17 protein-coding genes are annotated in these 26,380 nt (G+C 65.3%); 6 read left to right on the forward strand and 11 right to left on the reverse strand.

Going from position 1 to position 26,380, the window contains the following annotated elements:
- Window positions 1–194: 194 nt before the first annotated feature.
- Window positions 195–698 (forward strand): glutathione peroxidase, encoded by a 504-nt coding sequence (locus A9762_RS23280; RefSeq protein ID WP_069344369.1) that lies wholly within the window; start codon window positions 195–197, stop codon window positions 696–698.
- Window positions 699–750: 52 nt separating this feature from the next.
- Here the strand turns inward: A9762_RS23280 and A9762_RS23285 are convergent, their stop codons facing one another.
- The gene (locus A9762_RS23285; protein ID WP_069344370.1) at window positions 751–1,206 is read right to left on the reverse strand and encodes a hypothetical protein; all 456 of its coding nucleotides are present in this window, start codon (window positions 1,204–1,206) and stop codon (window positions 751–753) included.
- A 159-nt stretch (window positions 1,207–1,365) separates the two neighbouring features.
- Here A9762_RS23285 and A9762_RS23290 point away from each other — a divergent pair, with 159 nt between their 5' ends.
- Window positions 1,366–2,949 (forward strand): PLP-dependent aminotransferase family protein, encoded by a 1,584-nt coding sequence (locus A9762_RS23290; protein WP_240493683.1) that lies wholly within the window; start codon window positions 1,366–1,368, stop codon window positions 2,947–2,949.
- 128 nt (window positions 2,950–3,077) lie between these two features.
- On the opposite strand, the gene glcE is transcribed toward A9762_RS23290, so the two are convergent.
- From glcE to A9762_RS23310, 4 genes are read right to left on the reverse strand one after another with little or no spacing between them, the layout of a single operon-like run.
- Window positions 3,078–4,160: a glycolate oxidase subunit GlcE gene (gene glcE / locus A9762_RS23295; protein WP_069344371.1), complete on the reverse strand. Its 1,083-nt coding sequence runs from the start codon at window positions 4,158–4,160 to the stop codon at window positions 3,078–3,080.
- Window positions 4,160–5,029, reverse strand: a complete 870-nt coding sequence (locus A9762_RS23300; RefSeq protein WP_069344372.1) for an ion transporter — start codon at window positions 5,027–5,029, stop codon at window positions 4,160–4,162. Before A9762_RS23300 ends, glcE begins: the two co-directional genes overlap by 1 nt.
- 1 nt (window position 5,030) lies before the next feature.
- A complete protein-coding gene (locus tag A9762_RS23305; protein WP_240493684.1) occupies window positions 5,031–6,632 on the reverse strand; it encodes an FAD-linked oxidase C-terminal domain-containing protein in 1,602 nt (533 codons plus the stop codon).
- A gap of 7 nt (window positions 6,633–6,639) precedes the next feature.
- On the reverse strand, window positions 6,640–8,061 hold the full coding sequence (locus A9762_RS23310; RefSeq protein ID WP_069344373.1) for an FAD-binding oxidoreductase: 1,422 nt from the start codon (window positions 8,059–8,061) through the stop codon (window positions 6,640–6,642).
- A 307-nt stretch (window positions 8,062–8,368) separates the two neighbouring features.
- Here A9762_RS23310 and A9762_RS23315 point away from each other — a divergent pair, with 307 nt between their 5' ends.
- The gene (locus tag A9762_RS23315) at window positions 8,369–8,947 is read left to right on the forward strand and encodes a cob(I)yrinic acid a,c-diamide adenosyltransferase (protein ID WP_069344374.1); all 579 of its coding nucleotides are present in this window, start codon (window positions 8,369–8,371) and stop codon (window positions 8,945–8,947) included.
- A gap of 44 nt (window positions 8,948–8,991) precedes the next feature.
- Here the strand turns inward: A9762_RS23315 and aroG are convergent, their stop codons facing one another.
- The 4 genes from aroG to A9762_RS23335 all read right to left on the reverse strand — a co-directional run bounded on the left by aroG (window position 8,992) and on the right by A9762_RS23335 (window position 17,466).
- A complete protein-coding gene (aroG, locus tag A9762_RS23320; protein ID WP_069344375.1) occupies window positions 8,992–10,065 on the reverse strand; it encodes a 3-deoxy-7-phosphoheptulonate synthase AroG in 1,074 nt (357 codons plus the stop codon).
- A gap of 465 nt (window positions 10,066–10,530) precedes the next feature.
- Window positions 10,531–11,991: a metalloprotease TldD gene (gene tldD, locus A9762_RS23325; protein ID WP_069344376.1), complete on the reverse strand. Its 1,461-nt coding sequence runs from the start codon at window positions 11,989–11,991 to the stop codon at window positions 10,531–10,533.
- Window positions 11,992–12,068: 77 nt separating this feature from the next.
- Window positions 12,069–12,926 (reverse strand): carbon-nitrogen hydrolase family protein, encoded by an 858-nt coding sequence (locus tag A9762_RS23330; RefSeq protein WP_069344377.1) that lies wholly within the window; start codon window positions 12,924–12,926, stop codon window positions 12,069–12,071.
- 106 nt (window positions 12,927–13,032) lie between these two features.
- Window positions 13,033–17,466, reverse strand: a complete 4,434-nt coding sequence (locus tag A9762_RS23335; RefSeq protein WP_069344378.1) for a YhdP family protein — start codon at window positions 17,464–17,466, stop codon at window positions 13,033–13,035.
- A gap of 171 nt (window positions 17,467–17,637) precedes the next feature.
- Here A9762_RS23335 and glnE point away from each other — a divergent pair, with 171 nt between their 5' ends.
- On the forward strand, window positions 17,638–20,514 hold the full coding sequence (gene glnE / locus A9762_RS23340) for a bifunctional [glutamate--ammonia ligase]-adenylyl-L-tyrosine phosphorylase/[glutamate--ammonia-ligase] adenylyltransferase (RefSeq protein ID WP_083254226.1): 2,877 nt from the start codon (window positions 17,638–17,640) through the stop codon (window positions 20,512–20,514).
- A 170-nt stretch (window positions 20,515–20,684) separates the two neighbouring features.
- Here glnE and recN read toward each other — a convergent pair whose 3' ends face one another.
- Both recN and A9762_RS23350 read right to left on the reverse strand, forming a co-directional pair.
- A complete protein-coding gene (gene recN, locus A9762_RS23345; protein ID WP_069344379.1) occupies window positions 20,685–22,349 on the reverse strand; it encodes a DNA repair protein RecN in 1,665 nt (554 codons plus the stop codon).
- 23 nt (window positions 22,350–22,372) lie between these two features.
- Window positions 22,373–23,281: an NAD kinase gene (locus tag A9762_RS23350; protein ID WP_069344385.1), complete on the reverse strand. Its 909-nt coding sequence runs from the start codon at window positions 23,279–23,281 to the stop codon at window positions 22,373–22,375.
- A gap of 117 nt (window positions 23,282–23,398) precedes the next feature.
- Here A9762_RS23350 and hrcA point away from each other — a divergent pair, with 117 nt between their 5' ends.
- Together hrcA and A9762_RS23360 are read left to right on the forward strand one after the other, a co-directional pair.
- Window positions 23,399–24,427 carry a heat-inducible transcriptional repressor HrcA gene (gene hrcA / locus A9762_RS23355; protein WP_069344380.1) on the forward strand — a complete coding sequence of 343 codons (1,029 nt, stop codon included), beginning with the start codon at window positions 23,399–23,401 and terminating at the stop codon, window positions 24,425–24,427.
- 245 nt (window positions 24,428–24,672) lie between these two features.
- A partial coding sequence (locus A9762_RS23360; RefSeq protein WP_139133361.1) for a DUF6600 domain-containing protein occupies window positions 24,673–26,380 on the forward strand: 1,708 nt, incomplete at its 3' end.

Raw genomic sequence — 26,380 nt, forward strand, 5'->3', positions numbered from 1 at the left:
CTTTGGCCCGTCGGTCAACGATTATAGCCGCGCTCCCGGCGCAGGTGCTACCCGACAAAAAAGGAGGTGCTACCCGGGGTGCGCTTGCCGGGTGAACAAGGATAACCGGGAGGTGACTACGGCGCGAATCGCCCGCCGGGCCGGGGTTGTGGCAGACTGCGCGGTGCCAACATCCACAGGGAAGGGAGCCGCCGATGAGCGTGAATCCACAGCACACACAGCACGTGTACGATTTTTCGGTCCAGACGCTGGCGGGGGAGTCCGTCAGCCTGTCGCAGTATCGCGGCAAGGTGCTGCTCATCGTCAACACGGCGAGCGAGTGCGGGTTCACGCCGCAGTACGCTGGTTTGCAGACGCTCCATGAGCAACTCGCGCCGCGTGGCTTCGAGGTGCTGGCGTTTCCGTGCAATCAGTTCGGCAAGCAGGAGCCGGGCGATGCGCAGGCCATCCGCAGCTTCTGCGACCTGCGCTTTCACGTCACCTTTCCGATGTTCGCCAAGATCGACGTCAAAGGGCCGGACGCCGCGCCGCTCTACCGCTATCTGACGCAGGAGAAGCCCGGGATTCTGGGCACGAAGGCGATCAAGTGGAATTTCACCAAGTTCCTTGTCGATGCGTCGGGCAACGTGGTGGCGCGTTACGCCCCGACCGCGAAGCCCGAAGCGATTCGCGCCGATATCGAAAGGTTGCTGGCGTGAGTCGATGAATCCGCGGGGGCTCAGGCACCAGAGCGCCCGCGTCAAAGGCCGTTCAAAGGCCGAAATATCGGAGGATGGCTTGAAGGCGTCCGGTGGCCGGGGAGCGCGGGTCTTCCGAAAGCCGGAGGTCGCTTGCGCCGACCCGACTCGCGACGGATGCGCCGCCATCGCTCGCGATCATCAACCAGCCGGATGTCTCCACGACATACACCTGCCCGGCCGCCAACGGCACGGTCGTGCGCCACGAGCCTGCGGCAAGCCAACGGGCGGGGGGTGTCAGCATGACATTCCCGTCACGAACGTGAAGCACCGTGCCCCGGCTCGCGTAGGTATGAAACGACTGCCCGCGCGTGAGCTTGAGCAAGGTGGGTGAGGGTGTCCCGACATCGGTGCGCTCGCGGGACGTCACCGGCACATCGACTCCCTCAGCACGCGCTGCACGGGGCTTCGCGACCGGGCTGCGGGGGAGCGAAGCGTACTCGGGTGTGGGGGCGGGATGTGTTTCCATGATGAAGCTCCGGGGCGTTGAACAGATGACTACAGCGTATCGACGGCCCCATCGCCCCGGTAGGCACACTCGCGCACCGTTTTGTGTGAAACAGATGGGCATCGGACAACCTGTTACGATGCCAAATTCTCAAATCTGTATCTGTTGCGGTGCGGTCCGATGCCCGATGATCTGCGCATGGACGCCCCCACCCCTGACCTGATGGTCACCGACACGACCGACCCCATGGCTTCGACGCCCGTTTCCACGCAAAGCGCCCCGGAAGCGGCGAGACCTGCGGTGTTTCCCGTCATTCCCGAAGAGCGCACGCCGATTTACCGCCAGTTGGCGGATCACTATCGTCTGGCGATCGAAGCCGGGACGCTCGTCTCCGGCGCGCGCATGCCCAGCGTGCGTGCGTTGATGGAGCGCCACCAGATCAGCCTGTCGACGGCGCTACAGACGTGCCGCCATCTGGAGGCGCAGGGCCTGCTCGAAGCGCGTCCGCGTTCCGGGTACTTCGTGCGCACGCCCGCCCGCGCGAGCGCCGTACCGGTGGCCGAGCCGCGCCCGTGGGTGCCCGACCTGATGCAGTACGTGGGCATCAATCAGCGTGTCTCGTCGATTCTCGCGAGAGGTCTTCAGGCGGACATCAAGATCAATTTCGCGATCGCACACGGCTCTGCGTCGCTCTATCCGGTCAACGAGTTGCGGCAGGCGACGATCCGCGCACTGCGTGACCACCCGCTGATCTATGGCATGCCGCCCCCGGGCGGCGGCGATGCCCGGTTTCGCGGTGCACTTGCACGCCGTGCGCTGGAAGCACGGATGAACATCAACCCGGATGAAATCATCGTCACGCACGGTTGCATCGAAGCGATCAACCTGGCGCTGCGTGCGGTGGCGAGCACTGGCGACGTGGTCGCGGTCGAATCGCCGACCTACTACGCGCTGTTGCAGACATTGGAGAGCATGGGCATCCGGGCACTGGAAATTCCGACGAGCCCGCAAACGGGTATCTCGCTCGATGCGCTGGAGCTGGCCTCGCAAACGTACGACAACATCAAGGCAGTGATCGTCGTGCCGCATTTCCAGAATCCGCTCGGATCGGTGATGCCGGACGCCAACAAGATGCAGCTCGTGAAGTGGGCGGAGTCGCGAGGCATTGCCATCATCGAGGACGACACGTATTCCGCGCTGGGTGACGACGGCAATATGCCTGCGGCCATCCGTTCATGGGATACGACGGGCAACGTGATTCACTGCGCCTCGCTGCACAAGACGCTTTCCCCGGGAATGCGGCTCGGCTGGATTGCTGCCGGCAAGTGGCAGCGGCGGGTCGACATGCTGAAGTATGCGCAGACGCGTCCGAACGAAGCGCTCGCACAGATCGCCATGGGCGAGTTCATGGACTCGCCGCGATTCGATCGTCATTTGCGGCGTCTGCGTTCGCAGTTGCGTGAACACCGCGCTGCGATGGCCGAAGCGATCGCGACGTACTTCCCGGCCGGCACGCGTCTGACGCAACCGGCGGGCGGCCTGAGCCTGTGGGTGGAGATGCCGGGCGGCGTGAGTTCCGAGCGACTGTTCGACGCGGCGCTGGAGAAAGGCATTCGCATCGCACCGGGCAGCCTTTTCTCCAACTCGGCGCGCTACGACAACTTCCTGCGTATGAATGGGGGGCAGCCGTTCACGCGCGACGTCGACAAGGCCGTGCGGACGCTGGCCACCGAAGTCACCCGCCTGCTCGACGCGAACGGCTGAGCGGATCTCGGTCAACCGGGCTGCACTTGAGGTCGCACCCACGGCCGCATGAATAGCCGAATGAGCAGCCGAATGCGCAGCCGCACGCCTGACCGTATCTCGGACTGGCGGTGCGGATAAGGGAGGGCTCAGAACTCCGGATACATCCGTCCCGGATTGAAGATGCCCGCAGGATCGAACACCGACTTCAGATTCCGGTGGATGCGCATGACGGGCGCGGGCAGCGGGGTGAAGACACTGACGCTCGGCTCGCCGTAACGGAACAGCGTGGCGTGTCCGCCATCCTGACGCGCAGCGGAGCGCACGATCTGCGCATCGGCGTCGGTGATCCACCAGCGCTGTGCGCCGCCCCATTCGATGAGTTGCTTGCCCGGCAGACGGTGCGGTTCCGCTGTGGACGGCACGGCCAGACGCCACAAGGCCTGCCCCGGCCCAGCATCGGCGAAGAAGTTGTCGGTCTGCTCGCGAATGGCGTGCCAGAACTTGGCCGCATGAATGGCATCGACCAGCTCGCCGCCCATCTTCACGCGAGCGGCCTTGATGGCCGCCGAGGCTCCCGCCAGACGAATCACCAGCAAATCGCTGCGCCAGGCGCTACCGGTAATCGGCAGCGGCTGCCCGCCCCATTCATTGAGCTTGCGCACCGCATCGATGGCGTTCATTTCGAATTGCAGCGTCAATTCCGCGAACGGCTGCGGCAGCACCTTGAGCGACACTTCGAGAATGAGGCCCAGCGTGCCGAGCGAGCCGGCGAGCATGCGCGAGACGTCGTACCCGGCGACGTTCTTCATCACCTGACCGCCGAAGTTCAGCACATGTCCCCGGCCGTCCATCAGCTTGGCGCCGAGCACGAAATCACGCACTGAGCCCACGGCACTGCGACGCGGGCCGGCCAGCCCGGCGGCCACTGCGCCGCCAATGGTCGCACCTGGCCCGAAGTAGGGCGGCTCGAACGGCAACAACTGATTGCGCTCCGCGAGCGCGGCTTCGACTTCGGCCAGCGGCGTGCCGCAACGTGCAGTAATGACGAGTTCGGCGGGATCGTAAGCGACGATGCCGCTGTAAGCCCGCGTGTCGAGCACGTCGCCCACACGCTGCTGCCCGTACCACGCTTTCGTACCGCCCCCGCGCAACTGAAGCGGGGCACGGCGAGCGGTGGCCTGTTCGATGACGGCGCGGAAATTCTCGAGGGTGTCGTTCGTGTCGGTCATCAGCTCGGTTCGGGCGGCGGTGTCGTATCGGATTGATAGGGATCCAGCTCGCTGCCGCAGTGCTTGCAGAAGCGGGCGTTAGGTTCGTGTCCTTCGGTCTGACATTGCTTGCAGGTGCGTGTGGTGACCGGCGCGCGGCGCATGGCCGAATGAATTTCTGCACCCATGATGCCGGTGGGAATGGCGATCACGCTATAACCGAGCAGCATCACGAAACCGGTGATCGCCTTGCCCAGTCCGGTGACGGGGACCACGTCGCCATACCCCGTCGTCGTGAGCGTGACGATGGCCCAATAGATGCCGACCGGAATGCTCGTGAAGCCATGTTCCGGCCCCTCGATGATGTGCATCAGCGTGCCGAAGATCACCACGATGATCGAAATGAAGCCGAGAAACACGAGGATCTTGCGTCGGGCGTTGTACAGCGCAATGCTGAGAATGCCGGCTTCGTTGACGTAAGCGGTGAGCTTCAGAATCCGGAACGCGCGCATCAGCCGCAGCAGACGCACGTCGATCAGTCCATGCAATTCCGGCACGAGGATCGCGAGATAGGTCGGCAGGATGGCAAGCAGGTCGATGATGCCGTAAAACGACAACGCATAACGCATCGGCCGGTGCGCGCTCAGCAGGCGTGCAATGTACTCGGCCGTGAACAGCAGCGTGAAGAACCATTCCAGGATCGCCATCGGTATCGGCATGGTGGCCTGTACCGCCGGCACGCTGGAGACCACCACCGTGAGAACGGACAACACGATGGCGGCGAGCAGCGCAATGTCGAATAGCCGCCCCTCGCGGGTATCGGCCTCGAAGATGATGATGTAGAGACGCTGCCGCCAGTCGTGCGGCAGCCATTCCGACAGCGGGCGCATGTCAGAACCTCGGCAGGTCGGGATGCGGCAACAGGCCGCCGCGCACATGCTGCTTGCCGTATTCGGCACAGCGCGCCCGTGTCGGAATGCCCTTGTCCGGATTGAGCAGTCCGACCGGATCGAACGCGCGCTTCACGCCGAAGAACGCGTCGCGTTCCTGTGCCGAGAATTGCACGCACATCGAGTTGATCTTCTCGATCCCCACGCCGTGTTCGCCCGTAATCGTGCCGCCGAGTTCGACGCACGCTTCGAGAATGTCGCAACCGAACGCCTCGGCGCGATGCCATTCGTCCAGGTCGTTGCCGTTAAAGAGAATGAGTGGATGCATGTTCCCGTCTCCCGCGTGAAAGACGTTAATACAGCGCAACCCATATTGTTGTTCCAGACCCTCGATGCGTTTGAGTAATGTCCCAATCGCGCGGCGTGGAATCGTCCCGTCCATGCAGTAGTAGTCGGGCGAGATGCGCCCGGCGGCAGGGAAGGCGTTCTTGCGTCCGGACCAGAAGCGCAAGCGCTCCTCCTCGCTGCGCGAGATCTGCAAGCGTGTCGCCCCCGAGGTACGTAGTACGTGCGAGATGCGCAGGATTTCCTCGGCGACTTCTTCGGGCGTGCCGTCCGACTCGCATAGCAGAATCGCGGCGGCGTCGAGATCGTACCCGGCGTGCACGAACTCTTCCACGGCCTGCGTGGCGGGCTTGTCCATCATTTCAAGGCCCGCCGGAATGATGCCCGCCGCAATGATCGCCGCGACGGCATTGCCGCCGGTCTCCACGTCGTCGAAGCTTGCCATGATGACCTGCGCCGTCTGCGCCTTCGGCACGAGCTTGACGGTGATTTCGGTCACGACGCCGAACATGCCTTCGCTGCCGATGAACACGGAGAGCAGATCGAGACCCGGCGCATCGGGGCCGAGCGAGCCGAACTCGATGGCCTCGCCCGACATGGTGATGGCGCGCACACGCAGCACGTTGTGCACCGTCAGCCCGTACTTGAGGCAATGCACGCCGCCCGAATTCTCTGCGACGTTGCCGCCGATGGTGCAGGCGATTTGCGACGACGGATCGGGCGCGTAATACAGCCCGTAGGGCGCGGCAGCTTCCGAAATCGCGAGATTGCGAACGCCCGGCTGCACAGTGGCCGTGCGTGCGTAAGGATCGACCTCGACGATCTTCTTGAACTTCGCGAGCGACAGCACCAGACCGTCCGACATCGGCATGGCGCCGCCGGAAAGACTGGTGCCCGCACCGCGCGGCACTACCGGGATGCCGAGCTGGTGGCAGGCCTGCAAAATGCGCTGGACCTGCGACTCCGACTCCGGCAACACGACGGCGAGCGGCACGCGACGATACGCGGCGAGGCCGTCGCACTCGTATGGCGTGGTGTCTTCACGCCGATGCAGGATGCAATGCGGCGGCAGAATCCGCGCAAGCGCTTCGAGCAACTGGCGCTGACGCGCAGCGAGCGCTTCGGCGTCGCCGCTGTCATGGCCGGTTCCGCCATGCGACGAGGCGCCCGTCTGAAACGAACCGGACGAACCGGATGCACTAGACGAGCCGGGCTGGCCCTGCGGCGACGGCATCTGTGGTGTCTGGGGCGCGTTCATGCGGCGCTCAGCCCGCGGCGCGCAGCCGGAAAATCTTGCCCGGATTCAGGAGATTATGTGGGTCGAGCGAGGTTTTGATCGACCGCATGACATCGATGGCATCCTCGCCGTGCTCGGTCACGAGGAACCCCATCTTGTGCAGGCCGACACCATGCTCGCCGGTGCAGGTGCCGCCCATGCGAATGGCACGCTCGACGATGCGCTGATTCAGTCGCTCAGCTTCATCCATATCTTCCTGCTTATCAGGATCGATCAGGATCGCGACGTGGAAGTTGCCGTCGCCCACGTGACCGACGATCGGGCACAGGAGACGGGAACCCTTCAGATCTTCTTCCGTTTCGCCCACGCACTCGGCCAGGCGCGAGATCGGCACGCAGACGTCCGTCGTCACGGCGCGGCAACCCGGCTGAAGCTGAAGCATGGCGAAGTAGGCGCTGTGACGCGCACTCCACAGGCGGTTGCGGTCCTCGGTGCGCGTGGCCCATTCGAAGCCGGTGCCGCCGTTGTCCTTGGCGAGTTCCTCGACCGTCTGCGCCTGTTCCTTCACGCCGGCCTCGCTGCCGTGGAATTCGAAGAACAGCGTTTGCGTCTCCGGCAGTTCCATCTTGGAATGCTTGTTGATCGCGCGCACGGCCAGTGCATCGACGAATTCCACACGTGCGACCGGCACACCCAGTTGAATGGTCTGGATGGTGCAGTTCACGGCGTCCGTCATGCTCGGGAACGAGCAGATGGCGGCCGATACGGCTTCCGGCTGCGGATACAGACGCACAGTCACTTCGGTGATGATGCCCAGCGTGCCTTCGCTGCCGACGAACAGGCGTGTGAGGTCGTAACCGGCCGACGACTTGCGCGCCCGCGTACCGGTGTGGATCACGCGACCGTCTGCCAGCACGACAGTCAGGGCGAGTACGTTTTCGCGCATCGTGCCGTAGCGCACGGCATTGGTGCCGGAGGCGCGCGTGGCGCACATGCCGCCAATGCTGGCGTCGGCGCCCGGATCGATCGGGAAGAACAGGCCCGTGTCGCGCAGCGCTTCGTTCAGTGCTTTGCGCGAGATGCCCGGTTGTGCGGTGACGGTCAGGTCGTCGGCGTTGATCGAAACGATCTGGTTCATCTCCGACAGATCGAGCGACAGACCGCCTTCGACCGCGAGCAGATGACCTTCGAGCGACGAGCCGGCGCCGTAGGGAATGATGGGAACGTCGTATTTCGCGCAGAGCTTGACGATCTGCGAGACCTCCTCGGTGCTGTGCGCGAAGGCGACGGCATCGGGCAGCATGGGATCGAACGGAGACTCGTCACGGCCGTGATGTTCGCGTAGCGCCTCCTTGGTGCTCACGCGCTCGCCCAGCAGGGTCTGCAAGTCGGTGAGCAGGGCGTCGGGAAACGGACGCTTGGCGGCGAACGGCAGGTGGGGGTGATTCACGGCTTTCTCCTTCGGGTCTCCGGGCCGCCGTTGCCGGTAGGCGAGGGCGGACACCATATCGGGCGGGGTCTCGGGCGCGCGGTGCACTCCCTGACACCTCATGAGCGGGGATTTTACGCCGACGTCGCGTTTTTCCCCACACTTTGCGTCATATCATACGGACTTGCCGTGTATCGACGCCATCGGAATTGCCTGAAAAATGAGCAATCGGTGGTGATACGGTCTATTTCAATCAAAAAGGCAGGTCGTCCGGCGGCTTGAGAGGCGCCGGCAGGCAAGATGTGCCGCAAGGGGTAGGTGTCAGAAGATGGGTAATCGTTTGAGCAAGATCGTCACGCGCACGGGCGACGGAGGCAAGACCGGTCTGGGAGACGGCGCGCGCGTAGACAAGTTCAGTCTGCGTATCGTCGCCATCGGCGAGATCGACGAAACCAACTCGCACATCGGCGTATTGCTGTGCGAAGACCTGCCGCAGGACGTGCGCGCCATGCTGATCGACATTCAGCACGACCTGTTCGATCTGGGCGGCGAGCTGAGCATGCCGCGTCACACGCTGCTGGGGGACGCCCACGTCGTCAAGCTCGACGAGTGGCTGGCCCATTACAACGCCGATCTGCCGCGTCTGAAGGAATTCATTTTGCCTGGCGGCACCCGGGCGGCGGCGCTTGCGCACATCGTGCGGACCGTGGCACGTCGTGCCGAGCGTGCGATGGTCGCCCTGGGCGCCGAGGAGACGGTCGCCCCTGCGCCGCGCCAGTACATCAACCGCTTGTCCGACCTGATGTTCGTGCTGGCCCGTGTGCTCAATCGTGCAGGCGGCGGGGCCGACGTGCTGTGGCAGCGTGAGCGTTCCGGCGGTGCGCCGTCGGACGGCGAGGCGCAGTAAAAAGCAGGCGAGCCGGTGAGCCAGTCAACCGGCCGCCCGTTGTTTCAGTTACCGGCGCCGCGTGCCACACGACGCGCACGCACGGCGTCTGCCAGCGTGTCGAGCACCTTCAGGCTGTCTTCCCAGTTGATGCAGGCGTCGGTAATGCTCTGACCATAGGTCAGTTCCTTGCCCGGTACGTGGTCCTGACGACCCGCCACGAGGTGCGACTCGACCATCACGCCGATGATGCGGTCGTCGCCGCCAGCGAGCTGACGGGCGATGTCTTCGCACACCGGGATCTGGTTCTCGTGCTTCTTCTGGCTGTTGGCGTGCGACGCGTCGATCATCACGCGTGCGGCCAGGCCCGACTTGGCGATGTCGTCGCAGGCGGTCTGCACGCTCGCGGCGTCGAAGTTCGGCGCCTTGCCGCCACGCAGGATCAGGTGGCAGTCCTCGTTACCGGCGGTCGACACGATGGCCGAGTGCCCGCCCTTCGTCACCGACAGGAAATGGTGCGGCTGCGACGCAGCCTTGATTGCGTCCACGGCGATCTTCACGTTGCCGTCGGTGCCGTTCTTGAACCCGACCGGGCACGACAGGCCGGACGCCAGTTCGCGGTGCACCTGCGATTCCGTGGTGCGAGCGCCGATGGCGCCCCACGACACGAGATCGGCGATGTACTGCGGGCTGATCATGTCGAGATACTCGGTGCCGGCCGGCAGCCCCATTTCATTGATCTGTGCGAGCAGTTCACGGGCCAGACGCAGACCGTCGTTGATCTTGAAGCTGTTGTCCATGTGCGGGTCGTTGATCAGACCCTTCCAGCCCACCGTCGTGCGCGGCTTTTCGAAGTACACGCGCATCACGATTTCAAGTTCGCCTTTCAAACGCTCGCGTTGTTCGACGAGACGCGACGCGTATTCCAGCGCGGCCTTCGGATCGTGAATCGAGCACGGGCCGATGATGACGACGAGGCGGTCTTCCATGCCGTGCAGCACGCGGTGAATGGCGCCGCGGGTGCGATGGATGAGGTCGGCGCTCTTTTCCGAGCACGGGTATTCGCGGATCAGGTGCGCCGGGGGCGTCAGTTCCTTCAGTTCGCGAATACGGACATCATCGGTATTGTGGGGAGGCATGGTTTTTCTCCTGGGCAGTTCGGACTGCGGTTCGTTTCTCGGGATTCGGGGCAAAAAAAAACCGCCAGACTCGCTGGCGGTTTTTCAGGATTCGTTCGGTGCTTACTGCTGCAACTGTCCCTCTCCATCCGCCAGCGGTGTGAGATACGCAAAAAAGTAAAAGTAAAACTTATTGGCGTTCATGAAGGATGTCTAGGACGTTGCGTTGCCGGCGGTTTGCCGTGCACAGAAACAACTTTATACGCCGAATCGAATGACGCTGCAACCGCGTGAGGACGCCAGATGGGTGAAAAACGCGCGGAATCTCCGCGTTTTTGATCTGTAATTTGCGTCAAAAATTCTCTGATTTTCACAATCATGCGAAAGCGCCCGGTTTGAGCCGGGCGCTTTGCTATGCTTGACGCATTTTTGCAGTGCGGAATTTCACACCGTCGGACATGGCATGCCGTCCGGCATACCGATGTCTCAGGCCGTACCGCCGACCGTCATGTTTTCCATGCGCAGCGTCGGCTGGCCCACGCCCACCGGCACGCTCTGGCCTTCCTTGCCGCACACGCCCACGCCCGAGTCCAGCGACATGTCGTTGCCGATCATCGTCACGTCCTTGAGCGATTCCGGACCGTTGCCGATCAGCGTTGCGCCCTTGACCGGGTACGTGATCTTGCCGTCTTCGATCATGTAAGCCTCGGACATCGAGAACACGAACTTGCCGTTGGTGATGTCCACCTGCCCGCCGCCGAAGTTCACGGCGTACAGACCACGTTTGACCGACGCGATGATTTCCTCGGGATCCTTGTCGCCACCGAGCATGTACGTATTGGTCATGCGCGGCATCGGCAGCGCGGCGTACGATTCGCGACGGCCGTTGCCGGTGACCGGCATCTTCATCAGACGTGCGTTCAGGCTGTCCTGCATGTAGCCCTTCAGAATGCCGTCCTCGATGAGCGTGGTGCACTGCGTCGGGTTGCCTTCGTCGTCGATGTTCAGTGAGCCGCGACGGTTCGACAGCGTGCCGTCGTCGACCACCGTGACGCCCTTGGCCGCCACACGCTCGCCGAGTCGTCCGGAGAACGCCGACGAGCCCTTGCGGTTGAAGTCGCCTTCCAGCCCGTGGCCCACGGCTTCATGCAGCAGCACGCCGGGCCAGCCCGGTCCGAGCACCACGGTCATCGCACCGGCAGGCGCCGGGCGGGCGTCGAGCTTCACGATGGCGCCGTCGACCGCTTCCTTGACGTACTTTTCGAGCAGATCGTCCGTGAAGTAGGCGTAATCGAGGCGAGCACCGCCGCCGCTGTTGCCGATTTCGCGGCGTCCATTGGATTCGACGATGACGGTGACCGACACGCGCACGAGCGGACGCACGTCGGCGGCGATCACGCCGTCGCTGCGCGCCACGAGCACGACGTCGTACTCGCCGGCCAGCCCTGCCATGACCTGCGACACACGCGGATCGCGGGCGCGGGCGAGCTTTTCGATGCGTTCGAGCAGCGCGACCTTGCCGTTGGCGTCGAGCGACGCGAGCGGGTCGGACGGCAGATACAGCCCGTGGCCGCTGGCGCTTGCGAGCTTGCTGCCGACCTTGACGCGTCCGCGACCGGCCGTTGCAATGCTGCGAGTGGCCGCGGCGGCGTCTTTCAGCGCGATCTCGGAAATGTCGTCGGAATAGGCGAACGCCGTGCGATCACCCACGATGGCGCGCACCCCCACGCCCTGATCGATCGAGAACGAACCCGATTTGACGATGCCTTCCTCCAGGCTCCACGCTTCGCTGCGTGTGTACTGGAAGTACAGGTCGGCGTAATCCACACGGTGCGTGAAGATATCGCCGAGAGCCCGTTGCAGATGGCTTTCGTCGAGGCCGTACGGCGTGAGCAGCAGCTCGCGGGCCGTGGCCAGGTTCTGGATGCCGGTGTCGATGATTTTCATGCGGTGTCAGGCCAAGGAAATGTATTCGGTAGATGAGGGCGAATGCCGGGATATCAACATGGCGAAGTCGTCGGACGTCAACCCTGCAATACGCGGTGCCGCCATGCGGGCAGGCTCTGGCGTACGCCGGCCAGCCGGGCCGGGTCGATCTCGCCGACGACCACGCCGGCGCCTTCCGTGTCTCGCTGGGCGACGATATCGCCCCAGGGATCGATCAGCATGGAGTGCCCCCAGGTGCGCCGCCCGTTTTCATGATGGCCGCCCTGCGCGGACGCCAGCACGTAACACTGGTTCTCGACGGCCCGCGCGCGCAGCAGCAACTCCCAGTGCGCGCGGCCCGTGGTGTAGGTAAAGGCGGCGGGTACGACCATGAGCGTACAGTCGCCCATGGCACGGTACAACTCGGGAAAACGCAGGTCGTAGCAGACCGACAGGCCCACGCGCCCGAACGGTGCTTCGAACGTGCGCACCGCATCGCCGGGGCGAATGGTGCGTGCCTCGTCGTAGGCTTCCTCGCCTTTGACGAAGTTGAACAGGTGGATCTTGTCGTAACGCGCGGCCGGCGCGCCCTCCGGCGAGAAGACGAGCGTGGTGTTGAGCACGCGCTCGGGTTCCGGCGCCGCCAGCGGCAGCGTACCGCCGATCAGCCAGACGCCGTGCCGGTGCGCGGTTTCCGCCAGAAAGTCCTGAATCGGGCCGCTGCCCGGCGTCTCGCGCAGTGCGAGCTTGTCGGTGTCGCGCTGCCCCATGTAGCAGAAATACTCGGGCAACAGCACCAGTTGCGCACCGGCGTCCGCTGCCTCGGCCACCAGACGCGCGGCGTCTTGCAGGTTTCGCGAGACGTCCGGCGCGCTCACCATCTGCGCGGCGGCCACGCGCACGGGGGAATCCGTAGGGGCGTTCGGGGCGGCTGACTTCGTGTCGGGACTCGTCATGAAATGGCTGAATTCGGGGCGATGATCGTGGCGTTATCGAGACTACAGGGGCTGCGCTTATATCGTTTTTGTCGCTTTTGCGGACTTTCGTGTCCTGCCGTTGCGCTCAGTTGCCGCGCATACCGGCCGGTTGAGTGCGGTTTAGCGCTTCCGGCCGGGTTTCCGGGGACGTATCGATCTTACTCTTATTGCCGCCGCCCTGTCCGATGACCGGATTGTCCCAGGAACCGGTGACGTGATAGGTCGTCGAGAGCGTGCGCGAGAGCTGGTCGCCCAGCGCCAGTTGCGCGAAGAACGATCCGATGCCCAGCGCCGGGTTGACGATCGCCCACGCGAGCGATGCCGACGCCGCATTGATCTTCGGCAGCACCAGCACGTTCAGATCCTGGGTTTCGTGGGCGAGGTCGGTGTGACCGTCGATCTTGATGGTCGCCGCATTCGCGTTGATCGTCAGGTCGCTCGTATTCGCTACACCGCCCTGTATCGCCACGTTCCCGTCGATGCTGTCGAACGGCAGGCCGCTGCCGATGACGCTGTTGAAATCGAACGTCAGGATCTTGGCGAGCGTCTGCACCGACAGGATGTTCAATAGTTTGGCCAGCCCCGGATCGGCTTTCAGGATCTGCCCACGCTTGAGATCGATCGCCACGCGACCGCCGAGCGTCGGGTAGTCGATGGCGTCGGGGCCGCCGCGCCAGCCGAAACGGCCGGAAACGGTGCCGGAGCCGTCCTTGAGCGTCTTGGGCAACCCGAGCCGGTCGAGCAGCCCGCCCGCGTCCTTCACGTCGAGGTTGAAATCGAGCACGGTGCGGCGCGGCACGTCGTCGTCACTCGTCTGGGGTGTCTGTGCAGCCTGCGCCGCCCGGCGGCGCGACGTGCGCCAGTTGCCCTTCACGTCGAGCGTGGCCGTGTTGTTGCTCAATTCCAGCTTGGTGAGCTGCCACACCGGCACTCCGTCTTCGATATCGTTGTGGGCGTTCAATTGCAGACGACCCAGCGGCTTGTCGCGCAGCACGAAGTCGTTGGCGATCACATCGATGGCCGGGAATTCGTCGCTCGGTTCGTCGAGCACCTGCGTAAGCACGTCGCTGCCGTGGTCCTCGCGCGGGATCACCAGCTTGGCCAGGCGCGCACGCACCGCACCCGACGGGTTCTTGTCGGTCGGCGCCTGCCATTCGGCGAATCCGGAGACCAGTTCCGAGGCGAGACTGACCTGCCAGTCGCGATCGCTGCGCTGCGCGCCCACGACCAGCTCCGGCCATCCGCGCGACATCAGACGCACTTGTTTCGCGTGCAGCGCGAGGCGTGTGGGCAGGTACGGTGTGAGTGCACCGAACTCCTCGCGCGCGGCGGCGGCCGTGGCAGCGGGGGCGGGCGGTGTGCCTTGCGTGCCCGGCGTGAGCGCGTCGGAGCCGAGTGATGCGATGACGCTGCGCCAGGCGTCCACGTCGAGCGTGTCGAATTGCGCCGTGGCCTGCACGCCTTCGCGCGGCGCAGGCACCGGTTGGTTGATGCCGATGCCGCCGCGCAGGACCTCGACGCGTCCCCCCGTGGTGCGCTGCTGCACGTAGTTGGCCTGCACGCTGCCGATGGCGAAGTCGAGCGTATCGATGCGGCGTCCGCCCGGATTGGCCTGCGGACGCATCGTGAAGCGCGCCGGCAGAGACGCCTCCGCACTCTTGCCCAGCGGGGCTGGCAGGTTCACCGCGAGACCGGCCAGCGTCGACTGCACTGCCACATCCGTCATGCCCTGACGCACCGTCACCGTCGCCGTGTAGGGCGTGCTGCCCGTCATGCGCTTGGCCAGTTGCGCCAGCGTGGCGTTCTCCCGGTTCTCGCGCAGTCCCTGCGCGCTCATCTGACCGTTGACGTTCAGGACGATGGTGCCGTCGTCGCGACTGCCGCCCGAGGCGCGCACGTCGCCGCCGAGGAACGTGCCGCGCAGGTTGTCGAGCGAGATACCGCGCTCGGTGAAGGCCAGTTCGCCATCCACCGCGCCGAACGTCGGCAGACCGTTGATGAGCGTGATGTCGTTGCGCAGGAAGCGCGCACGGCCCGTGACCTTCGAGCGATCGGTATGGTCGAGCGGCATCGACAACTGCATGGCGAGCTGCGTGTTGCCGTTCGCCCGGGTTTCGTCGGTGAAGTCGCCGATCCAGTGGCCGACCGGGCTGTTGTTCAGATATTTGACGAAGTCCATCGCGGGGCCGCGGGCGTCGCCCTTGAGCGTGAGCGTGGAGTCGTCCTGACCGATGTCGTTGATGTCGCCCTGCACCTGCGTGAGCGTGACGCCGAAGACCGTGGCGCTATCGATGGCGATGTGCAGCTTGTCGGCATCGAAGCGCAGATTGCCGCGCACCTTCTCGAAGGGCGGCCAGACTTCGGTATGACCGGGGCGCAGCGGCGACGGATTGAAAGTCACGTCCACCAGCGGAATGTCGATGCGGAACTTGCCGCCGCCCTTGCCGTAAGGGAAGTCTTCGAGATCGCCCTGCACGGCGAACGGCGCGTTCTGCACCGTGCCGGCGAGCAGCGCCCGTTGCAGATAGTCGCGCACGGCGGCGCCGATGTCCGTGGGCAGGTAGCGCGGCACGGCATTGGCGTTCGCGCGCACGATGCTGCCTTTCAGATCGACGATGCCATTGCCCTTGCCGCCGTTATGCCAGGTGCCGCTCACGTCCCCCGTGAGTTCGCTGTTTTGCAGATGGACGGCATCCACACGCACTTGCACGTTCGCGGGGGCGTCGCGTTGCGTCGCCGAATGCGAGATGCGCCATGACGTGCGCGCCGTGAGCGTGTCGAGATCGATGCGCGGCTGGTCGAAGCGTCCGGGGAAGTCGAGCGTGGCGTTCTTTGCGTTGAGCGAGAGGCTGCCGCGCGACTGATCGGCGTCGACGTGACCGCTCAGATTGGCAAACCCCGGGCGCCCTGCGTTGGGCGCATTCGGCCGTACGGGCGGATGCTGGCTGGGCTGGCTGTCGATGCCGAGACCATCGAAGTCGGCCACCACGCGGTAGCGATCGCGCTCCGGCGGCAACTGTTTGATGCCCGGCAGGTCGCGCCAGTTGGTCGGGCCATGCGGCTTGGGCGCCTGATAGTTGATGTCGAAATTCGTCAGACGCCCACGCGGATGGAAACTGGCGAGTGTGTCCCGCGTTTGCTGATCGATGGGCAGCGACGGCACGACGGCCATGGCCGCGCCGATGTCGAAGCGTTGGCCGGCCACGGCGACGTGCAGGCCCTGCGTGTCGGTGCCGGGTGTGAAGCTGCCGCGCAGGTCCGGGATGTCGAGCGTGGGACGCCCGGCCGCCTGCAAGCTCAGCTCGCGCGCGCGCACATTCCAACCGGCGTCGGCCTGTGCGCTGATGCGCGTGACGTCGATGCGGCCCTGCGTGGCGTCGAACGTCAGCGGCGGCAGGTTGTCGGCCAATTGCACCGAGGTGTCGGCGCCCGCCATGCGTAGCGTCGCCCCCGTGAGCGCGCCGTTGTCGAAGTCGACCCAGGCGCGCCCGGCGACACGGCCGCGCGAGTCCTTGCCCGGCAAATCGACGTAGCGGGCGAGTTCGGTCAGATCGAGCGTGCCCACGTCGGCATAGATCTGCCCGCGCCAGCGTTTCACTTCGCCGGGGCGTGCGAACAGCGGATTCGTGAAGCGCGCACGAATGTCCAGCGGCGCCACGACGCCCTGCGGTGGATTCGCCTGCATGCCGAAACGATGCTCGAAGCCGCGATTGCGCAGCATGGCGTTGACCTGCGTGACGACGACTTCGGGCACATCGCGCGTGGCGTCGCGCCAGCGCACGGTGCCGTTGCGCACCACGATGCGCGCCTGACGCATGAGCCAGTCGGCCCCTGTCGTGTCGGTCGTCTTGTCGTTGCCCGCGACCGGCATGCCGGCGACGAGGATCGAGCCATCGACGCGGCGCTCCACGGTCAGGTCGGGCTCATATAGCGTGAGGTCCGACAGGCGCAGGTCGAAATGGATCAGGCTGGTCCACGAGAGCACGGCGTCGAGCCGGTGCAGCGTGAGGCTCGGTTCGACCGGCGGCGGTGCGCCCGGTGGCGCGTAAGTCACTGCGGGGTTGTCCGTCGCGGAGGGCTGGGAGGCCACCGCCGCAGACGCCGCAGGTGCGGCGGATGCGGCAGAAGCTGCCGGTGCTGCCGATGCCGTGTGCCGACGCAGCGGCGCGACCACGCGGGCGATCGTCGACGCCTTGGGCTGCGCAGCCTGCGCGGGCGGCGTGATGCGCACGTCTTCCAGCGACAGATAGGGGTGCCAGCCGCGCCAGACGGCGTCGATCTTGCCGATGGTGACGGGCAGCCCGATGGCGCGTGTTGCCGCCGCTTCGATCTGCGGGCGGTAGTCGGACACACGGGGAAGGATGACGTAGCGCGTCGCGAGGATCACGGCGCCCAGTCCGAAGTAGACGATGACGACGAGCGCCAGCAGCCATTCCAGACCCAGTCGCAAGCCACGCGGCAGTGACGAGAACCAGGACCGGGTCGCGGTGGGCGAGGCGGGCGGCTTGCGGTCGGTCATGCTGCGCGTCTACGAGGTAATGTGGTAGTTTCTGTGGCAAAGACTGTAACACAAGCCCAAGGCCGTCCGATGGCCCGGCCGTAGGACAATCAGACGTGTGATCCGGCGTTTCATCGCGCCCGGGTAAGCATGCGAAAGTCTCTCCATCCTTTGCTGACCGGAACCCCGCCAGTGAGTTCACCCGAAATCCCGACCGATATTCAGTCCTACTCGCGATACGCCGCCCGCATGCTCGCGAGCCGTCCGGCGTTGGCCGAGGCGTTGCCCACGCTTGCCGAGCATCCCGTGGACGCCCGCTGGCTCGCCCGCCGTTTCGAAGTCATCACCGGCACGCTGCTCTCGCCGCCCGACCAGGCGTCGGGCGTGAGCGGGGTCGACGAGGCCGCGCTGGCACGGGCCTTGCGCGTGTTGCGCGTCGAGGCGCTGTGCGCCGTCATGCAGCGCGATCTGGACGGCCGCGCCGAGTTGTCCGAAGTGACCGAGGCCATGACCGCGCTCGCCGAGTTCGCCGTGCAGGCGGGCATCGCGGTGCTGTCGCGCGAACTCGAAGCGATTCACGGCGTGCCGCGCAATGCCGAAGGCGAGCGTCAGACGCTCGGCGTGGTCGGTATGGGCAAGCTCGGCGGTCGCGAACTGAACGTCTCGTCCGACATCGATCTCATCTTCCTGTATGAAGACGATGGCGACACCACGGCGCCCGACGACGCCGATCCGGCGCTCGCCAACCGCCTGCGTCTGCTCTCGAATCACGAATTCTTCACCAAGCTCGGCCGCAAGCTGATTGGTCTGATCTCGGAGCTGACCCCGGACGGCTACGTGTTCCGTGTGGACATGCGTCTGCGTCCCAACGGTGACTCCGGGCCGCTCGTGTGCAGCCTGCCGATGCTCGAAGAATATTTCTACGTGCAGGGCCGCGAGTGGGAGCGTTACGCCTGGATCAAGGGACGTCTCGTGTCCGAACTGGCGAGCGACCCGGGCAAGCGCGTCGAGCGGTTGCTGAGTTCGCTGGTCCAGCCGTTCGTTTTCCGTCGCTATCTGGATTACGGCGTGATCGGCGCGATTCGTGCGCTGCACGAGCAGATCCGCCACGAGGCCGAGCGTCGTGCGCGCGCCAAGCCGGCCCGCATCAACGATATCAAGCTCGGACGCGGCGGCATTCGCGAAGTCGAGTTCTCCGCGCAGGTATTCCAGTTGATTCGCGGCGGGCAGGAGCCGGAACTGCGGGTGCGCCCCACACTCGCGGTGCTGGGCGTGGCGGCCCGGCGCGGCTGGCTGGCGCAGAACGTGGCGGAATCGCTCGCGAACGCCTACGTCTTCCTGCGCAAGCTCGAACACCGCATTCAGTATCTGGACGACGCGCAGACCCACATCCTGCCGCCGCCGGGTGACGACCGTCTCGCGGTCGCACGTGCCATGGGATTCCCCGACGAAGCGACGTTCATGACGGTGCTCGACGAGCATCGAGAGTTCGTCGCCGGTCAGTTCGACGAGATCTTCGCCGACAAGGCCAATGGCGGCGCGCAGAAGGGCAAAGGCGGCGCCGGCGCTTCGGGGTCGGGCGATTGCGAGTGCCCGCCGGAGCTGTGGAGCGAATGTCTGGCGGACGAAGCGCAGACGGGCGACCTTGGCAATCAGTTGACGCGTCTGGGCTTTGCCGATGCCGAAGGGGCACTCGACCGCCTGCGCGCCGTATGGACGTCCTCACGTTACAAGGCGCTCGGCGAGATCAGCCGGCGGCGCTTCGACCAGCTCATTCAACGTGCCGTCGAAGGCGCGGCGGGGACCGGCGAAGCGGATGCCGTGCTCGCCCGCATGCTCGACCTGCTCTCAACGATCAGCCGTCGCAGCTCCTATCTGGCGCTGCTCACCGAGTATCCGCGTGCGCTGGAGCGCGTGGTCAAGGTGCTCGCGGGGTCACGCTGGGCGGCAGGTTACCTGATCAGCCATCCGCAACTGCTGGACGAACTGCTCGACGACGAAGCGCTCGCCGCGCCGTTCGACTGGCCGTCGTTCAAGACGCAATTGCTGTTGAGTCTGAACGCGGCAGGGGCGGCGGGCAACGTCGAAGTGCAGATGGACATTCTGCGGCGCGCCCATCACGCCGAAGTCTTCCGCATCCTGCTGCTCGATTTGCAGGGCACGCTGTCGGTGGAAGCCATTGGCGACCGACTCTCGGAACTGGCGGACATCATCGTCGACGTGACGATCTCGACCGTCTGGCCGCATGTGGCGACGCGCCATCGCGAAGTGCCGCGCTTCTCGGTCATCGCATACGGCAAGCTCGGCGGTAAGGAACTGGGCTACGCCTCGGATCTCGACCTCATCTTCCTTTACGACGATGACGACGACCGCGCGCCGGACGCCTACGCCGCGCTCGCCCGCCGCTTCGTGACGTGGCTCACCACGCACACGGGCGCGGGCATGCTGTTCGACGTGGATCTGCGGCTGCGGCCCAACGGCTTGTCCGGTCTGCTGGTGACGAACATCGAGAGTTTCCGTCAGTACCAGTTCCGCGAAGGCAATGCGAATACGGCGTGGGTCTGGGAGCATCAGGCGCTCACCCGTGCGCGATTCTGTGCGGGCGACGAGACCATCGGTGCGGCGTTCGAGAATATTCGGGCGCAGGTGCTGGCCACGCCGCGTGAAGCGCTGCCGCTCGCGCAGGAAATCGTGGCGATGCGTCGCAAGGTACTTGAAGGGCACCCGAATCCGACGAAGCTGTTCGACCTGAAGCATGACCGGGGCGGCATGGTGGATATCGAGTTCACCGTGCAGTATCTGGTGCTGCTGCATTCGGGCGCGCATCCCGCGCTGCTGCGTAATGCGGGCAATATCGCGTTGCTGCGCGAAGCGGCGCAACTCGGCCTGATCGACACAAAACTTGCCGAGGATGCGGGCGCCGCTTATCGGACGTATCGCAAGCGTCAGCACAAGTTGCGTCTGGATGGCGTGGAAGCGGCGCGCGTGCCGTCTGCCGACATCGAGGCGGAACGCAATGCGGTGATGGCGTTGTGGGATTCGGTTTTCGCGGACGCCGGGCCGGTCTGATGGTTCAGCGTCGAGAGGGTGCGAAAGCGTCGAAATGCAAACGGGCGGTGATGATTCACCGCCCGTTTTTTCATGGCGTCAGTCGATGCGATTGACCCGGATAGGCACGCCTTTCCACGTCGATGAACGATCGGACGAGATGAAACCTGCCCGATGCCTGACCGAACGCGTCAAAGCGCCAGCATTTCCCGTGCATGCTTGCGTGTCGTCGCCGTAATCTCGACACCGCCGAGCATCCGCGCAATTTCTTCGACACGTTCGCTGCGTCCGAGCGGTTCGATTTCACTCATCGTCGTATCACCGTCGCTGCGTTTGCTCACGCGCAGATGCTGATGGCCGAGCGCGGCGACCTGCGGCAGGTGCGTGACGCACAGCACCTGACGTCCCTGACCCAACTCACGCAGCAGACGGCCGACCACTTCCGCGACGGCGCCGCCGATGCCGGAGTCGACTTCGTCGAAAATCAGCGTCGGTGTGAGGCTCGCGCTGCTGGCGATGACCTGCAAGGCGAGGCTGATGCGGGCGAGTTCGCCGCCCGAGGCGACTTTGGCGAGCGGGCGCGTCGGCACGCCCGGATGACCCGCGACGAGGAATTCGACCGTTTCCAGACCGAACGACTGCGGCTCGGGCGTCGGCGTGAGCGCGACTTCGAAACGTCCGCCGGGCATGGACAGGTCCTGCATCGCGCGCGTGACTTCCCGCGAGAGCGACGCCGCCGCCTTCGCACGCGCTTTCGACAGATCCTTGGCGAGCTTGAGATACATGGCGTGCGCGGCGTCCGCCGCCGCCTGCATGGCAGCGGTATCCGCTGATGCCGTCAATTCTTCCAACTGGGCACGGCGTTCCGCGAGTTCGGCGGGCAACTGCTCGGGCGTGACGCGGAACTTGCGTGCGGCCGAATGCAGAGCGTCGAGACGCTGCTCGACCACCGCCAGACGCTCCGGATCGAGGTCGATGCGCTGCGCGTAATGCGTGAGCGAGTGAACGGCTTCGCGAAGCTGAATCTCGGCGGGTTCGAGCGCGGCCAGCGTATCGGCGAGCCCGGCGTCGATCTCCGCCAGTTCGCGGATCTGATGCACGACATGGCCAAGCGACGGGACGACGGCCCCATCCGCTTCGGCGAGTACGTCGAGCGCGCCTTGCACGCCGTTGATGAGACTCGCGGCGTGCGAGAGGCGACGATGCTCGGCACTCACTTCATCCCACTCGCCTTCCTGCGGGTTGAGCTTGTCCAGTTCGGACGTCTGCCATTCGAGACGCTCGCGCTCCAGTTGCAGTTCACGGTCGCGTCCGTGCGCTTCTTCGCAACGTTTCACGAGGCGTCGCCATTCCTTATGGGCCGTGGCGGCATCGGCGGCAAGCGCCGTGGCGCCAGCGTGGGAGTCGAGCAGGCGGCGCTGCGCGTCGGGGCGCAGCAGTTGCTGATGCGCATGTTGCCCGTGAATGTCGACGAGCATTTCGCCGAGTTCGCGCAACTGCGTGAGCGTGGCGGGCGTGCCGTTGATGAACGCGCGCGAACGTCCGCCGGCATCGAGCACGCGGCGCAGCAGCACGCCACCATGTTCTTCGAGCGTGAGCGCCTGTGCTTGCAGCCAGGCTTCGAGGTCGGGGCGCGCTTCGGCGTCGGCGGCAAACTCGGCGGTGATGTCGGCGCGCGTCTGCCCGTTGCGCACCATGCTGGTGTCGCCGCGCTCGCCCATCGCGAGCGCCAGCGCATCGATCAGAATCGATTTGCCCGCGCCGGTCTCCCCCGAAAACACGGTGAAGCCGGCGGAGAATTCCAGGTCGAGACGATCGACGATCACGAAATCGCGAATCGAGAGACTGCGTAGCATGGGATGTCGGGTGAGGCGTGAAGTCAGTTCTGCGGCGTATCTTCGTCGGAGATATGCTCGTTCCAGTGCAACTTGCGGCGCAGCGTGGCGTAGTAGTTGTAGCCAACCGGATGCAGGAACGTCACCTGATGCTCGGAGCGGCCCACCAGAATCTTGTCGCCCTGACGCAGCTCGGCAAACGACTGCATGTCGAAGTTGGCGCCGACCTCGCGTCCGCCCGTAATCGTGATGACGATGTCGCTCGAATCGGGCAGCACGATCGGACGGTTCGACAGCGCATGCGGGGCGATCGGCACGAGCACCACGCCGCCGAGGCGCGGATGCAGGATCGGGCCGGTCGCGGACAGCGCGTAAGCCGTCGACCCCGTGGGCGTGGCGACGATCAGCCCGTCCGAGCGCTGCTTGTACATGAAGCGGCCATCGACGTCGACACGCAGCTCGACCATCCCCGAGATCCCCGAGCGGTTCACGACCACGTCATTGAAAGCAAGGGTCTCGAAGAGCGTCTGGCCGTCGCGCTCGATGCGCGCGGACAACAGCGTGCGCTGCTCGGCTTCGAAGTGACCTTCGAGCATGGCGGGCACGACCTGTCGCATGTCGTCGAGCGGGATGTCGGTGATGAAGCCCACGCGTCCGTGGTTCACGCCGATGAGCGGCACCTTCGAGGCGGCAAGCTGACGGCCGACGCCGAGCATCGTGCCGTCGCCGCCGACGACCACGGCCACATTGGCCTGGGCGGCGATCTCCTGAATGTCGAGCGTGCCGTACGGATCGGCGCCGGCGCCGATGTTGTGCGCCGTATCGCGCTCGAAGACGACGTGATGCCCGCGCTGGGCAATGCATGCCGCAAGCGTGAGCAGTGGTTCGGCAACGCCGTCGGCATGGTACTTCCCGACGAGCGCCACGGTCTTGAAGGGGCTCCCAGTTTTCATGCCGCCATTACACCATAAGTCGATGACAGCAACCATCGGCACGCACGGCCTGCAACGGTTCTCGTGTCAGGGTTCACCGTGCGCCGCGTACCTACGTTTCGCGTTACAATTTTTGCCATGCTAGATCAACGTGCGCAAACGCTTCTCAAAACCCTGATCGAACGGTACATCGCCGATGGCCAGCCGGTCGGTTCGCGTACGCTTTCGCGTTATTCGGGACTCGACCTGTCCCCGGCGACCATCCGCAACGTGATGGCCGACCTCGAAGCACTGGGGTTCGTCGCCAGCCCGCATACGTCTGCGGGCCGTGTGCCGACGCCGCGCGCCTACCGTCTGTTCGTCGACACGATGCTCTCGGTGCGCCCGCTCGAAGAGGCCGTGCACCATCTGGCGTCGCAAGTGCAGACGAGCCTGCAACCGGCCGGGCCGCAGCAACTGGTCGCGTCTGCCGCACAGGTGCTCTCGCATCTGTCTCAGTTCGCGGGCGTGGTGCTCACGCCGCGCCGCAGCCAGACCTTCCGCCATATCGAATTCCTGCGCCTGTCCGACAAGCGCGTACTGCTGATCATCGTCACGCCCGACGGCGACGTGCAGAACCGCATCATCCTGACGGAAAAGGACTATTCCCCGGCGCAACTGGTCGAGGCGGCGAACTATCTGAACGCCAACTTCGGCGGCCACAGCTTCGACGACGTGCGCACTTACTTGCGTGGCGAACTCGACGCCCTGCGCTCGGACATGAGCGCGTTGATGCAGGCGGCGGTGCAGGCCGGCAGCGATGCGATGGCCGACACCACGCGCGAGAGCGTGCTGATCTCGGGCGAGCGCAATCTGCTGGGCGTGGAAGACCTGTCGTCGAACATGGAGCGGCTGCGCAAGCTGTTCGACGTGTTCGAGTCCAAGACCGGCCTGTTGCAATTGCTCGACGTGTCGAGCCGGGCGTCCGGCGTGCAGATCTTCATCGGCGGCGAGTCGAGCCTCGTGCCCATCGAAGAAATGACGGTCGTCACCGCGCCCTACGAAGTCGACGGTCAGGTCGTGGGTACGCTCGGCGTGATCGGGCCGACGCGCATGGCCTACGAACGCGTGATCCCCATCGTCGACATCACCGCCAAGCTGCTCTCGAACGCGCTCAGTCAGCACTAAGTTGGCACTGAGCCAGCACGGATTCGGTTACAACCCCGTAGCATTCCTTTACACGCTGTCACACGCGGTGGGCTTACGCTCAAGGTGTCCCTCGTGGTGCGCCGGCCGTCGTCCGACGCCCGATGCGCGCCCGAGGATTCGGACAGAATCACACGGTGGCGAACCGACCCGATGACCGACGATGTGACCGATGTCATGACGAACGCCACATACGGTGTGCCTATCGAAAAGGGCCCGGAGTGTTTATGAAATCCCTGATTTCCTGGCGAACGATGGTTCGCTCTCTCGGCGTCGGGCTGGCGCTGGGTGTGCTGGGGGCGGCGGGGTTGCCTGCGCTCGCACAGGCGCAGAGCGCCGATCCTCCCGGGCGGGTAGCCCGCCTGAGCGAGTTCGACGGCACCGTCACCTACGCGCCTTATTCGTCTTCCGGCAACAGCGAGTGGCGCTACGCCGACCGCAACCGGCCGCTCACCACGGGCGACGCCGTCTGGGTCGACCGCAACAGCCGTGCGGAGATGCACGTGGGCGGCACGGCGGTGCGCATGGGCGCTTCGACGAGCGTCACGCTCTCGGCGGTGACCGACCAGAATGTGCAACTGAACGTAACGCAGGGCACGGTGGGCGTGCGTCTGCGCAGCTTCGACCCGAATCAGCCGTACGAGATCGATACGCCGAATCTGGCGTTCGTGCCCTCGCAGGCGGGCGAATATCGCGTCGACGTCGATCCGAATGGCGTGACGACGGTGAGTGTCTGGCGTGGCGCGGGGACGGCGTACGGGCAGGGCGCGTCGGTACCGCTGCAACAAGGGCAGCGTGTGGCATTCGTCGGCCAGAACCTGACGCAGCAACAGACCGGCCCGCTCGTGGCCGACGTCTTCGATCAGTGGATGCGCGATCGCGATGCCCGTGAGGACGCCTCGGTGTCCGCGCGCTACGTGCCGCGTGACATGACCGGCTTCGAGAGCCTCGACGACTACGGTTCGTGGCAGGAGACGTCGAGTTACGGCTCGGTGTGGGTGCCGTCGAACGTGCCGTCGGGCTGGGCGCCGTATCGCACGGGCCACTGGGTCTGGGTCGATCCGTGGGGCTGGACCTGGGTGGACGAGGCGCCGTGGGGCTTCGCGCCTTATCACTACGGGCGCTGGGCCTACGTCGATGCGCGCTGGTGCTGGGTGCCGGGGCCGGTGGCGGTGCGTCCGGTCTATGCGCCGGCGCTGGTCGGCTGGGTCGGCGGCAACAGTGGCGGCAACCAGTGGGGCGTATCGTTTGCGGCCGGCGGTGTCGGGCTTGCATGGTTCGCGCTCGGGCCGCACGACCCGTACCGTCCGGCGTACCACGCCAGTTCGTCGTACGTCACGAACATCAATCGATCGACGATCGTGCGCACGACGAATATCACCAACAACATCACCAATATCAATAACGTCTACGTGAACCGTAACGTGCGCGGCGCCGTGTCGACGATGCCTGCACAGGCGTTCGTGCAGGGACGCGCCGTTGGCGCCCCGGCGGCGCTGGCGGCACCGCCGCGCGGCACGCAGACGTGGCGTGTGGGGAATACGCCGGGCGTGGCGCCGGTTCAGCAAAGCGTGTTCGGCAATAGTCGTCCGGCAGCAGGTGCACCGCCGGCGGGCGTATTCAACCGGCAGGTGCTGGCGACGCGTGCGCCGGTCGTGCGCGGCGCCCCGTCGCGCGAGCTGACGAGCAATCTGCACGCCGTACCGAACGCTGGCGGTGCGCCGCTGGTGTTCGGCCAGAATGGTCAGCAGGTCCGCAATCCCGGTGCGGGACGGGCGAACGGGCCAGCGCCTGTCGCGCCGCGCGTCACGGTTGTCAGTACGCGTGGACCCGTCGGTGCGCCGATCGGGGCAAATGGGGTGCTCCCCGCGCAGCCAGCCTTGGGGCCGACCGGCGCGTTGGGGGCGACGCCCGCGCACGGCGGACTTCCGGCGA

Source organism: Pandoraea sp. ISTKB (genome assembly GCF_001721285.1).
GTDB lineage: Bacteria > Pseudomonadota > Gammaproteobacteria > Burkholderiales > Burkholderiaceae > Pandoraea > Pandoraea capi.